Raw genomic sequence first — 14601 nt, 5'->3', positions numbered from 1 at the left:
CGGTGTCATCCGGTGTGGTGGTCAGGAGAGCCCGAGGTCCCTGTCGATCAGATCGAACAGCTCGTCGTTAGTGGCAGATTCGAGTCCCGCCACAGCGCCGTCCCGGTCGGCCGCCGATTCGTCGGCGCGTCGGTCGTGGCTGAGCTTCGAGAGCAGGGCTTCGAGCCGCATGACCACCCTGACCCGGCCGATGTCATCGCTGTCGCGGGCAGCGAGTGCCTGCTCCAGGCGATCGAGCTCCTCCACCGCCGGAAGGACCTGTTCCGCGGCGGCCGGCAGGATCTCGGCCTTGAGGAGGGCCGCGAGCACGACCGGCGTCGGGTGGTCGAAGACCATGGTCGCCGGAAGCTTGAGACCGGTGGCCGCGCCGAGCCGGTTGCGCAGTTCGACGGCGGTCAGCGAGTCGAACCCGAGGTCCTGGAAGGCCCGGCGGGCCTCGATGTCCTGGGCCGACGCGTGGCCCAGGACCCCGGCGGTGTGTTCCCGTACCAGGTCCAGAACCAGCTGGTCCTGCTCGGCCTCGGGCAGCTCGGCGAGCTTGGCCCGCAGAGCGGGAGCCGAGCCCGACGCCTCGGAGGCCGCTGCTCCCTGCTGCTCGTTGACCTTCTTGACCTGCGGGATCTCCCCGATGAGGGGACGGTCGCCGCTCATGGTGAAGACCGGTGCGAACCGCTCCCAGTCCATGTCGGCGAGGACCACCGCGGCGTCCTCGTGATCGAGGGCCTCCTGCAGGGCGACCATGGCGAGCTCGGGCCGCAGCGCCAGCACACCGTGCCTGCTCAGCGCGCCCTCGCCCCGGCTGTCGTCGGCGCCCGCGGCCATTCCGCCTTCGGCCCAGGGCCCCCAGGCCACGGCCGTGGCGGGCACCCCGCGGGCCCGGCTCTGCTGGGCGAGGGCGTCGAGATAGGCGTTGGCGGCGGCGTACACGCCGTGATCGCCCACGCCCCAGACACCGGCGACGGAGGTGAAGTAGACCACCGCGTCGAGCCCGGCCGGGTCGAGGAGTTCGTCGAAGTGACGGGCTCCGGACACCTTGCCGTTCGCGACGTAGGCAGCCGCTTCCGGGCCACATTCGGTCAGCGGAGCCAGGAGGCCGACACCCGCGGCGTGCAGGACCGTACGGACGTGGTGCCCGTCCGCCGCGAGTCCGTCCAGCAGCGCCTTGACGGAATCCCGGTCGGCCACATCGCAGGCCGCGACAGTGACCTTGGTGCCCGTGAGCTCCAGCTCGGCCTTCAACTCCCGTGCACCAGCTGCCTTTTCACCGCTCCGGCTGGTCAGGACGATGTGCTCGGCGTGGTTCGCAGCAAGCCAGCGGGCGACGTGCGCGCCGATGGCTCCGGTGCCGCCGGTGACGATCACGGTGTCGGTGGGACGCCACTGACGGCGCGCCTTCGCACCCGAGGTGGAGGCGGGGACGAGGCGTCGGGTGAAGACCCCGGAGGCCCGCACGGCCACCTGGTCCTCGACCCCGTCGCGCGGCGGGCCGGCGGCGGCCGTACGCTGCGCCAGCACGGAGGCCATCCGGTCGAGGGCACCCGCGTCGGGTGTCTCGGGCAGGTCGACGAGTCCGCCCCAGAACGCGGCGTGTTCGAGAGCCGCGACCCGGCCGAGACCCCACATCTGGGCCTGGACGGGCCGTGCGGGCCCATCGGACTCGCTCACCGCGACCGCGGTCCGGGTGACGGACCACAGCGGCGCGGTCAGCTCCGCCTCGGCCATCGCCTTGACCAGGGCAAGGGCCTCGGTGAGACCGGTCGGCAGCACCTCGTACGCGCTGTGCGGGCGCTCGTCCATGGCGAGCAGGGACAGCACACCGCCGAGCTGCTGCCCGGTCGCCGCAGTGCGAAGACGAGCGGCGAGGTCCGGCTCGTCGGCGGGCCGCAGGAGTTCGACCGCTGCACCGTGACCGCTGAGCGCGTCGGCGCAGGCCCGCACCAGCTCCTCGTCGGCGCCCGCAGCCGGGACGACGAGCAGCCAGGTGCCGGTGAGCGTGGGCACGGTCAGCTCGGTGAGCGGTCGCCACACGACCTTGTAGCGCCAGGAGTCGGCGGCCGAACGCTCACGGCTCTCCTGGTGCCAGGTGGAGAGCAGGGGCAGTACGTCGCCGAGCGCGGAGACCCGGGCGTCGTCGCCGCCGAGGTCGAGCGTCTCGCTGAGCGCGGTCAGGTCCTCCTGGTCGACGGCCTGCCAGAAGGCTGCGTCGATCGCATTGACATCGGTGCTGCCGCCGGTGCTCTGCTGCCCTTCCGGACTGCCGAAGGACACCTCGGGCCAGTAGTGCTTGTGCTGGAATGCGTAGGTGGGCAGGTCGGTGTGCTGGGCGCCGGTGTTGGCGTAGTACGTCGTCCAGTCGATGCGGGTGCCTCGGACGTGGAGTTCGGCGAGGGCGGTGGTCAGGGCCTCGGGTTCGGCGCGGTCCTTGCGCAGGGCGGGGAGGAAGGCGGAGGCGTCGTCGGTGACGCAGTCCTGGCCCATGGCGGAGAGGACGCCGCCTGGGCCGAGCTCCAGGTAGGTGGTGACGCCCTGGGTTTCGAGGTGGCGTACGCCGTCGAGGAAGCGGACGGCCTGGCGGACGTGATCCACCCAGTAGTCGGCGGTCAGTAGCTCTTCCCCGGCGACCTGGCCGGTGAGATTGGAGATGATGGGCAGCTTCGGCGCGTGGAAGGCCAGACCTTCAGCGACTGTCTTGAACTCGGTGAGCATGGGTTCCATGCGCGGCGAGTGGAAGGCGTGGCTGACGCGCAGCCGCTTCGTCTTGGCGAAGCCTGATGCGATGGCGAGTACGGCGTCTTCGTCGCCGGAGATGACCACGGAGTGCGGGCCGTTCAGCGCGGCGATCGAAACGCTTTCGGTGAGCAGCGGCAGGACGTCAGCTTCGGTGGCCTGGATGGCGACCATCGCCCCACCGGTCGGAAGGGCCTGCATCAGCCGGCCCCGCGCCGCGACCAGCGCCGCCGCGTCCTCCAACGACCAGACACCCGCCACATGCGCGGCAGCCAGCTCACCGATCGAATGGCCCAGCAGATAGTCCGGGGTCACACCCCAGTGCTCCAGCAGTCGGAAGAGGGAAACCTCGATCGCGAACAGGCCCGCCTGGGTGTACACGGTCTGGTCGATCAGCTCCGACCCACCGAACACCACCTCCCTCACCGGCCGGTCGAGATGACGGTCCAGCTCCGCACACACCGCGTCGAAGGCATCGGCGAACACCGGGTACGCCTCGTACAGTTCACGGCCCATCCCGGACCGCTGCGACCCCTGACCCGAGAACAGGAAGGCGGTCTCACCGCCCAGGGCGGTGCCCCTGACCAGTCCGTTCACCGTGTTTTCGCGAGCGAGGCCGCTCAGGGCGGCGATGAGTGCGGCGCGGTCGCGGCCCTGGACGACGGCCCGGTGCGCGAGCGCCGCACGGGTGGTCGCCAGGGAGTAGCCCGTGTCGAGCAGATCGGGTTCGGCGGCGCCGGCCGCGTAGGCACGCAGCCGCTCCGCCTGGGCCCGGAGCGCTTCCTCCGTCACGCCGGACACGGGCCAGGACACCAGCGATCCATCGGCCGTGTCCGCACGGACGACCGCCGGTGCCGGGTCCTCGGCCGGGGGCTCCTCCAGAATCACGTGGGCGTTGGTGCCGCTGATGCCGAAGGAGGAGACGGCGGCGCGGCGGGGGTGTTGGCGTTGGTCCCAGGTGCGGGGTTCGGTGAGGAGTTCGACGGCTCCGGTGGTCCAGTCGACGTGGGTGGAGGGCTGGTCGACGTGGAGGGTGCGGGGCATGACGCCGTGCCGCATCGACGTGATCATCTTGATGATCCCGGCGACGCCGGCGGCGGCCTGGGTGTGACCGATGTTCGACTTCACCGAGCCCAGCCACAACGGCCGACCCTCCGGCCGCTCCTGCCCGTACGTGGCCAACAGGGCCTGCGCCTCGATCGGGTCGCCCAGAGTGGTGCCGGTGCCGTGGGCCTCGACGACGTCGACGTCGCCGCCGGTCAGGCCCGCACTGTCCAGGGCCTGGCGGATGACCCGCTGCTGCGCCGGGCCGTTGGGGGCGGTCAGGCCGTTGGACGCACCGTCCTGGTTGATCGCCGAGCCGCGGACGACCGCCAGGACCGGGTGTCCCTTCGCGCGGGCGTCGGACAGCCGCTCGACGAGGAGCATGCCCACGCCCTCGCCCCAGCCGGTGCCGTCCGCGGCCTCCGCGAACGCCTTGACCCGGCCGTCGCCCGCGAGCCCGCCCTGCCGGGAGAACTCGATGAACGCACCCGGCGTCGACATGACCGTCACACCGCCCGCCAACGCCATCTCGCACTCACCCGACCGCAACGCCTGCACCGCCAGGTGCAACGCGACCAGCGAAGCCGAACACGCCGTGTCCACCGTCACCGCCGGCCCCTCCAGACCGAACGTGTACGAGATACGACCCGACACCACACTCGCCGCATTGCTGGTCATCGAGAGGCTGTCGGCATCGGTGACACCGAGCAGGAGGGTGGCGTAGTCCTGACCGTTCGTGCCGGTGAACACGCCCGTACGGCTGCCACGGACCGACGCCGGGTCGATCCCGGACCGCTCGAACGCCTCCCACGACGTTTCGAGCAGCAATCGCTGCTGCGGGTCCATGCCGAGGGCTTCACGCGGCGAGATCCCGAAGAGGGCGGGGTCGAAGTACCCGGCCTCGTAGAGGAATCCGCCCTGATCCGTGTACGAGGTGTTGGGCGTGCCGCGCTCCGGGTCGTAGAGCCGCTCCACGTCCCAGCCACGGTCGACGGGGAAGCCGCCGACGGCGTCGCGGCCCTCGGCCACCAGGTCCCACAGCTGCTCGGGGTTGTTCACGCCGCCGGGGAAACGGCAGCTCATCCCGACGACGGCGATCAGGTCGTCGTCGGCTCCGGCCGCGGCGTCGCGGGCCGTGCCGTGAGTGGCCGTGGAGTGGTCGTCGCCGAGGAGGCTGGTACGCAGGTGGTGCGCGAGGGCCTCGGGCGACGGATGGTCGAACGCGAGGGTCGCCGACAGCGCCAGTCCGGTCGCGGCCTTCAGGCGATTGCGCAGCTCGACCACTGTGAGGGAGTCGAAGCCGAGGTCCTGGAACACCCGGCCCGGCTGCACGGCCTCGGCGGTTGCGTGACCGAGGACGGCGGCGGCCTCGCCACGTACCAGCTTGAGGAGGGTCTGGTGCTGTTCGGCCGCGGAGAGGGCCCGCAGGCGGCCGAGGAACGCGGAACTGTTCTCGTCCTCGCCGTCCCGGGCCCGTTCGACCGCGGCCAGCAGGCTACGGACCTCCGGGATCTCGGAGATCAGCGGCTGCGGACGGGCAGCGGTGAAGCGGGGAGTGAACCGGTCCCAGTCGATGTCGGCCATCGCCACGCAGGGCTCGTCGCCGGCCGCCGCGCGCTGCAGGGCGAGCACGGCCAGGTCCGGATCCATGAGGGGCAGGCCGCGCTTGCTCATCAGCTCGCCGGCCTCACCGTCGGCCATACCGCCACCGCCCCAGGCACCCCAGGCGATGGAGGTGGCGGTCAGGCCGCGCGAGCGGCGCTGCTGGGCGAGCGCGTCGAGGTGGGCGTTGGCGGCGGCGTAGGCACCCTGGCCGGCGCTGCCCCAGACACCGGCACTGGAGGAGAAGAGGACGAACGCGTCCAGCGCGGTGTCCTCGATTTCCTCGGTGAAGTACGCGTCGAGGAGGGCCGCGCCGCGGACCTTCGCCCCCAGAACCGCATCGATCTCGGGTGGGGTGAGTTCGGTGACGGCGCGGGTGGGACCGATGCCCGCGGTGTGCAGAACGGCGGTGACCGTGTCGCCCGCCTCGCGCAGTCCGTCGAGGAGCCGGTGCAGGGCCGTGCGGTCGGCGACGTCGCAGGCCGCGATGGTCACCCGTACGCCCGTGGCGGTGAGTTCGTCGCGCAGTTCCTCGGCGCCGGGGGCGTCGGGGCCACGGCGGCTGGTGAGGACGAGGTGCTCGGCGCCGTTGCCGGACAGCCAGCGGGCGATCCGTCCGCCGAGGGCTCCGGTGCCGCCGGTGACGAGAACGGTCCCCCGCGGGGTCCAGGCCGGTGCCGGCTCGCTGAACGGTGCCCGCACCAGCCGGCGTACGAAGACCCCGGATCCGCGGACGGCCAGCTGATCCTCGTCGTCGGTGGCCGCCAGCACCGCGCAGAGGCGAGCGGCGGCGCGGTCGTCAAGCTCCGCCGGGAGATCGACGAGACCGCCCCAGCGCTGCGGGAGTTCGAGGCCGACGACCCGGCCGAGGCCCCAGACGGCGGCCTGTTCGGGGCTGGTGATCCGGTCGGCCGCCCCGACGGAGACGGCTCCCCGTGTCAGGCACCACAGCGGCGCCCGTACGTCTGCGTCGGCCAGCGCCTGGACGAGAACGGCCGTACCGTGCAGGTCCACGAGCGAGACCACGCCGTCGGCCAGTACACCGGCGAGGGTCCCGGCGAGCGAGGACCGGTCGGTCAGGACGACACGCGTGACGTCGGCGCCGTGCGCGACGAGCGCGGCGGCGACGGCTTCCGCGTGCGGGGCCTCAGCGGTCTCCTCCGGAACGACCAGGAGCCAGTGGCCCGACAGTGCGGGGCTGGTGGTCGGGACGGGCTTCCAGGTGATCCTGTACTGCCAGTCGTCGAGCGTCGCGTGACTGCGCCGCTCGCGCCGCCACTCGGAGAGCAGCGGAAGCACGTTCGCCAGCGAGGCCTGGGTGGTGTCGTCGCCATCGGCGATGTCGAGCGTGTCGAGCAGCTGAGCAACGTCCGCCCGCTCGACGGCCGCCCAGAAACTCTCGTCGACCGGGTCGGCGGCGGCCTTGGCCTCGGCGGGGGTGGCTGCTGGCTCGGGCCAGTAGTGCTGGTGCTGGAAGGCGTAGGTGGGCAGGTCGGTGCGCTGGGCGCCGGTGTTCGCGTAGTACGTCGTCCAGTCGACGGAGACGCCATGCGCATGCAGCTCCGCCACAGCGGTGACCAGCGCTTCGGCCTCGGCACGGCTCTTGCGCAGGGCCGGTACGAAGTTGGCCTCGTCCGTCACGCAGGACTGGCCCATCGCGGACAACACGCCGCCGGGGCCGAGCTCCAGGTACGTCGTGACGCCCTGGGACTCCAACTGGTGGATGCCGTCGAGGAAGCGGACCGCCCGGCGGACGTGGTCCACCCAGTAGTCGGCCGTCAGAAGCTCCTCACCAGCAATTTCGCCGGTCAGGTTGGAGACGATCGGGATCTGCGGTGTGTGGAACGTCAGGTTCTCCGCCACTGCCTTGAACTCGGCCAGCATCGGTTCCATGCGCGGCGAGTGGAACGCGTGGCTGACCCGCAGCCGCTTCGTCTTCCCGAAGCCCGACGCGATGGCGAGTACGGAGTCCTCATCACCCGAAATCACCACGGAATCCGGGCCGTTCAGAGCGGCGATGGAGACGCCGTCGGTGAGCAGCGGCAGGACTTCCGCCTCGGTGGCCTGGATGGCGACCATGGCTCCGCCGATGGGCAGCGCCTGCATCAGACGACCCCGCGCGGCGACCAACGCGGCAGCGTCCTCCAGGGACCAGACGCCCGCGATGTGCGCGGCGGCCAGTTCACCGATGGAGTGGCCCAGGAGGTAGTCCGGGGTCACGCCCCAGTGCTCCAGCAGCCGGAACAGCGCAACCTCGATCGCGAACAGCCCCGCCTGGGTGTAAACGGTCTGGTCGATCAGCTCCGACCCACGGAACACAACACCCTTCACCGGCCGGTCGAGGTGCCGGTCCAGCTCCGCGCACACCGCATCAAAGGCATCGGCGAACACCGGGTACGCCTCGTACAGCTCACGGCCCATCCCGGCCCGCTGCGACCCCTGACCCGAGAACAGGAACGCCGAACGACCGGCGCCCACCACACCCCGCACCACACCGGGCACCGGCTGTCCCTCGGCGAGCGCCCGCAGCAGCGCCTCATGGTCCTCACCGACCACCACCGCACGGTGCTCGAAGACACTGCGCGAAGACACCAACGACCAGCCGACATCCAGCGGCGAAGCACCGGCCACCAGACCGAGCAACCGCTGCGCCTGACCGGCCAACGCCTCCTCCGACTTGGCAGAAAGCAGCCACGGCACCACCGGCAGCACGGCCTCCGGCGCCTCCACAGACGCCGGCTCTTCCTGAGCCTGCTCCAGGATCACGTGCGCATTCGTCCCGCTGATCCCGAACGACGACACACCCGCCCGACGCGGACGACCACCCACCTCCGGCCACTCCCGCGCCTCCGCCAACAGCTCCACCGCACCCGCCGACCAGTCGACGTGCGTGGACGGCTCGGCAACGTGCAAAGTGGGCGGCATGGTGCCGTGGCGCATGGCCATGACCATCTTGATGATGCCCGCAACACCGGCAGCAGCCTGCGTATGACCGAGGTTGGACTTCACCGAACCGAGCCACAGGGGCCGGTCATCAGAACGCCCCTGGCCGTACGTGGCCAGCAGCGCCTGAGCCTCGATCGGGTCACCCAGCGAGGTGCCGGTGCCGTGTGCCTCGACGATGTCGACCTGGTCGGCCGAGACCTTCGCGTTGGCGAGGGCCTGGCGAATGACGCGCTGCTGGGACGGTCCGTTGGGAGCGGTCAGACCGTTGGACGCACCGTCCTGGTTCACGGCCGAACCCGACACCACCGCCAACACCTGGTGGCCCTTGCGCCGTGCCTCGGAAAGCCGCTCGACCAGCAGCACGCCGACGCCCTCGCCCCAGCCCGTACCGTCCGCATCGTCCGAGAAGGACTTGCAGCGCCCGTTGAAGGCGAGGCCGCCCTGGCGGCTGAACTCGGCGAACGTCGTCGGCGTCGACATGACGGTCACACCGCCGGCCAGCGCCATGTCGCACTCGCCCGTGCGCAGCGCCTGGATCGCCCAGTGCAGCGCGACCAGCGACGAGGAGCAGGCGGTGTCCACGGTGACGGCCGGGCCTTCGAGTCCCAGCGCGTACGCGACACGGCCCGAGACCACGCTGCCCGCATTGCCGGTGCCGAGGTACCCCTCGGTGTCATCGGCACCCGACAGACGGGTGACGTAGTCGTGGTACATCAGTCCGGCGAAGACGCCGGTACGGCTGCCGCGCACGGTCGCCGGGTCGATCCCTGCCCGCTCCAGCGCCTCCCAGGACGCCTCCAGCAGCAGCCGCTGCTGCGGGTCCATCGCCAGGGCCTCGCGCGGCGAGATCCCGAAGAAGTCCGCGTCGAAGCCCGGGGCGTCGTAGAGGAACCCGCCCTCCAGCGTCAGCGACCTGCCGTCCTCGTCGTACCGGGGGCCATCGCCATACAGGCTGTCCAGGTCCCAGCCGCGGTCGGTGGGGAAGGCGGAGATGCCGTCGGTGCCGGTGGCGACGAGGTTCCAGAGGTCTTCGGGGGAGTTGATGTTGCCGGGGTAGCGGCAGGCCATGCCGACGATGGCGATGGGTTCGTCGTCGCCGACGGTGGTCGTGGCGATCGTGGTCGTGGTGGTGGTTTCGCCGGAGAGTTCGTCGGCGAGGTGGTCGGCGAGCTGTCCGGCGGAGGGGTAGTCGAAGACGAGGGTGGCGGGCAGGCGCAGGCCGGTGACGGTGTTGAGGCGGTTGCGGAGTTCGACGGCGGTGAGGGAGTCGAAGCCCAGCTCGGTGAAGGCACGTTCGGCCGGGACGGCGTCGTCGGAGGCGTGGCCGAGCACGGCCGCGACCTCGCCGCGCACGGTGTCCAGGATCAGCCGGGTGCGCTCGTCGGTGCCGAGGGCCAGCAGGCGTTGCACGAACGCGGAGGACTGACCACTGCCGGCCCGCGCCGCACGACGATGCGTCGTACGGATCAGACCACGCAACAGGTGCGGAACAACAGGCGCCTTGCGCAGTACACCGAGGTCCAGCCGGACCGGGGCAAGGACTGCCTCATCCACCCCGAGGGCCTGGTCGAAGAGCGCCAGCCCCTCTTCGACCGACAGCGGAGGGATGCCGCCACGCCGCATGCGTGCGATGTCGGCCGCGTCGAGGCGGCCTGCCATGCCTCCTTCCGCCCAGGGGCCCCAGGCGAGGGAGGTGGCGGGCAGCCCCTGGGAGTGGCGTACGGCGGCCAACGCGTCGAGGAAGGCGTTCGCGGCGGCGTAGTTGGCCTGGCCCGCGGAGCCCAGGACACCGGCAGCCGACGAGAACATCACGAAGAACGACAGATCCAGACCGGCCGTCAGCTCGTGGAGGTACCAGGCCGCATCGGCCTTCGGACGCAGAACCCCCGCGACCCGCTCCGGGGTCAGTGATTCCAGTACACCGTCGTCCACGACACCGGCGGCATGCACCACACCCGCCAGACCACCCTCCTCCCCGGCGATCCGGGAGACCACAGCCTCCAGCGCGTCCCGGTCCGTGACATCGCACGCCACCCACCGAACCGACGCCCCCAGCTCCTCCAGCTCCGCGACCAGCCCCGTCCCCGGCCGCCGCGACACCAGAACCAGATCCCGCACACCCCGCACCGTCACCAGATGACGGGCCACCAACCCACCCAGCGCACCACCCGCACCCGTGACCAGAACCGCACCCGCAACCCCCACAGCCCCCGCCGCAGCCGCCGCGTCCATGTCGGCCGGCACCGAAACCCGGGCCAGCCGGGGCACCAGCACCTCACCCCCACGAACCACCACCTGCGGCTCACCCAACGCAACCAGCGCACCAAACCCCCCGAACCCACCCTCCACATCGACATCCACATCGACGTCGACGTCGGCAAGGACGATCCGGTCCGGATGCTCGGACTGCGCCGAACGCACCAGCCCCCACACCGCAGCCGCACCGAGATCCGAGACCTCACCCACCGCACCACGCGTCACCACCACCAGGCGGCCGGCCGAATCGTCGGTCAGCCAGCGCTGAAGCCGGGCGAGCACATCGGCAACACGGCCGTGGACGTCCCCGACCACGCCGGCATCGGCATCCGCGTCGGGGCCAGGGACCACCAGAACGTCGAACTCCCCCGCCGGGTCGGCGGTCGGGGTGTTCGGAGCCGGAACCCAGTCCAGCCGGAACAACGAGTCGGATCCCTCGCGCGGCGAAGCCCCGTCGATCTGTTCGGCCGTCACCGGCCGCAGGACGAGCGCGTCGACGCGCCCGACGGGGGCTCCGGTGCCGTCGGCGAGGTCCAGCGCCACCGCGCCGCCCCGGCCTTCCGAGATCCGGACGCGCAGGACGGGCGAGCCGACGGCGGTCAGATTGACGCCGGTCCAGGCGAACGGCAGCCCCGGACCATCGAGACCGGCCAGGCCACCGCTCACCCCGATGGCGTGCAGGGCGGAGTCGAGCAGCGCCGGGTGCAGGCCGAACCGGCCCGCCTCGTCCCAGAGGCCCTGGTCGAGTGCGACCTCGGCGAACACCTCGTCCCGACGCCGCCACACCGCGCGCAGGCCCTGGAAGACGGGACCGTAACCGAACCCGGCGCCGGCCATCTCCTCGTACAGGCCGCCGGTCTCGACGACCACCGCATCACGCGGCGGCCACTCGGTGAGCGTGACGGCGGGGTGCACAACGGCCTCGGCAGCGACGACACCGGAGGCGTGCAGGGTCCAGGTCTCGTCCTCGACACTGCCGGCCGGGCTGGAGTGGACGGCGACCGGACGTCGGCCGTCCCCGCCCTCGGCACCCACGACGACCTGGAGGATCACGGCCCCCCGCTCGGGCAGGACCAACGGAGCCTGGATGGTCAGCTCGTCGAGCACCGCGCAGCCGGCGCGCTCACCGGCATGCAGCGCAAGCTCGACGAAGGCAGTACCGGGCAGCAGCACCGAGCCGAAGACCGCGTGATCGGACAGCCACGGGTGCGACTCCAGCGACAACCGGCTCGTGAACAGCGAGACATCCTCGCCCGCGAGCGCGACCGAGCCCACGAGCAGCGGGTGCTCGGACGAACTCAGACCGGCGCTGGTCGGATCACCTGCCGGGACGGAGTTCTTGGGCCAGTAGTGCTGGTGCTGGAAGGCGTAGGTGGGCAGGTCGACGTACTGGGCGCCAGTGTTCGCGTAGTACGCGGCCCAGTCGACGGAGGCGCCGTGCGCATGCAGCTCCGCGACAGCGGTGACGAGCGCCTCGGCCTCGGCACGGTTCTTGCGCAGGGCCGGTACGAAGTTGGCCTCGTCCGTCACGCAGGACTGGCCCATCGCGGACAACACGCCGCCGGGGCCGAGCTCCAGGTACGTCGTGACGCCCTGGGACTCCAACTGGTGGATGCCGTCGAGGAAGCGGACCGCCCGGCGGACGTGGTCCACCCAGTAGTCGGCCGTCAGCAGCTCCTCACCAGCAATTTCGCCGGTCAGGTTGGAGACGATCGGGATCTGCGGTGTGTGGAACGTCAGGTTCTCCGCCACTGCCTTGAACTCGGCCAGCATCGGTTCCATGCGCGGCGAGTGGAACGCGTGGCTGACCCGCAGCCGCTTCGTCTTCCCGAAGCCCGACGCGATGGCGAGTACGGAGTCCTCATCACCCGAAATCACCACGGAATCCGGGCCGTTCAGAGCGGCGATGGAGACGCCGTCGGTGAGCAGCGGCAGGACTTCCGCCTCGGTGGCCTGGATGGCGACCATGGCTCCGCCGATGGGCAGCGCCTGCATCAGACGACCCCGCGCGGCGACCAACGCGGCAGCGTCCTCCAGCGACCACACCCCCGCGACATGCGCGGCAGCCAGCTCACCGATCGAGTGCCCCAGGAGGTAGTCCGGGGTCACGCCCCAGTGCTCCAGCAGCCTGAACAGCGCAACCTCGATTGCGAACAGCCCCGCCTGGGTGTAAACGGTCTGGTCGATCAGCTCCGACCCACCGAACACAACACCCTTCACCGACTCGTCCAGATGCCGGTCGAGTTCCGCGCACACCGCGTCGAAAGCGTCCGCGAACACCGGGAACGCCTCGTACAGCTCACGCCCCATCCCCGACCGCTGCGAACCCTGACCCGAGAACAGGAACGCCGAACGGCCACCGCCCACGACACCCCGCACCGTGCCGTCCGCGATCGTCTCCAGGCCGCGGACGAAGTCCTCGTGCGTGCTGCCGACCACCGCCGCGCGGTGCTCGAAGCACGCCCGTGTCAAGGCGAGCGAGTAGCCGATGTCCAGCGGCGACGCCTGACCCACCCGGGCCAGCAGCCGTTCCGCCTGAGCGGCCAGCGCCTCCTCCGACTTGGCGGAGAGCAGCCACGGCACCACCGGCAGCACGGCCCCGACAACCGGCTCCTCGACCGGCTCCTCCTGCTCCTGCTCCAGGATCACGTGCGCATTCGTACCGCTCACGCCGAAGGAGGAGACAGCGGCACGACGCGGCCGCTCCCCCGTCTCGGGCCACTCCCGGGCGTCGGTCAGCAGCTCCACATCACCCGCCTCCCAGTCCACCTGGGAGGTCGGACGGTCGGCATGAAGGGTTCGGGGCATGACGCCGTGGCGCATGGCCATGACCATCTTGATGATGCCCGCGACACCGGCCGCCGCCTGCGTGTGGCCGATGTTCGACTTCAGCGAGCCGAGCCACAGCGGCCGGCCTTCCACTCGCTCCTGGCCGTACGTGTTGATCAGCGCCTGCGCCTCGATCGGGTCGCCCAGGGTGGTGCCCGTGCCGTGTGCCTCGACGACGTCGATGTCGGCGGCGGAGACGCGCGCGTTGGCCAGGGCCTGGCGGATCACCCGCTGCTGCGACGGCCCGTTGGGAGCGGTCAGGCCGCTGCTGGCGCCGTCCTGGTTGACGGCCGAGCCGCGGATGACGGCCAGGATCCGGTGGCCGTTGCGGCGGGCGTCCGAGAGCTTCTCGACGAGGAGCATGCCGACGCCCTCGGACCAGCCGGTGCCGTCCGCGTCGTCCGAGAAGGACTTGCAGCGACCGTCGAAGGAGAGGCCGTCCTGGCGGCTGAAGTCGACGAAGGTGCCCGGCGTCGACATGACGGTCACACCGCCCGCCAGAGCCATGGAGCACTCGCCCGAGCGCAGCGCCTGGATCGCCATGTGCAGGGCGACCAGCGACGACGAGCAGGCCGTGTCGACCGTCACCGCCGGGCCCTCCAGGCCCAGGGTGTAGGCGATGCGGCCGGTCACGACACTGCCGGAGGTGCCGGTGCCCAGGTACCCCTCGACGCCCTCGGGGAGGGACTGCATGAGCGTCAGGTAGTCGTGGTACATCAGGCCGGCGAAGACGCCCGTACGGCTGCCCTTGACCGTGGCCGGGTCGATGCCCGCACGCTCGAACACCTCCCAGGAGGCTTCGAGGAGCAGCCGCTGCTGGGGGTCCATCGCCAGGGCCTCGCGCGGCGAGATCCCGAAGAACGCCGGATCGAATTCGGTGGCCCCGGCCAGGAAGCCACCGGCCCACGCGTTGGACGTGCCCGCCTCGTCGACGCCGAACAGCCGCTCGACGTCCCATTCCCGGTCGGTCGGGAACTCGGAGATGCCGTCGCCGCCGTCCTCGACGAGCCGCCACAGATCCTCGGGAGAGCCGATGCCTCCCGGGTAGCGGCAGCTCATTCCGACGATGGCGATGGGCTCGCGGTCGCGGTCCTCGAATTCACGCAGTCGGGTACGGGCCTCCCGCAGATCCGCCGTGGCGCGCTTGAGGTACTCGAGGAACTTCTCCTCGTTCGACATGACGTGGCACTCCTTGAG

The 14601-nt window shown here is 71.2% G+C and carries 1 protein-coding gene; it reads right to left on the bottom strand.

Going from position 1 to position 14601, the window contains the following annotated elements:
• Window positions 1-21 precede the first annotated feature (21 nt).
• On the bottom strand, window positions 22-14583 hold the full coding sequence (locus ACFV8T_RS00765) for a type I polyketide synthase (protein WP_385323020.1): 14562 nt from the start codon (window positions 14581-14583) through the stop codon (window positions 22-24).
• Window positions 14584-14601: the final 18 nt, after the last annotated feature.

This window comes from Streptomyces sp. NPDC059832, from assembly GCF_042731715.1.
GTDB lineage: Bacteria > Actinomycetota > Actinomycetes > Streptomycetales > Streptomycetaceae > Streptomyces.
Note: the sequence above shows the minus strand (reverse complement) of the source record. Positions and strands in the feature narration are given on the sequence as shown.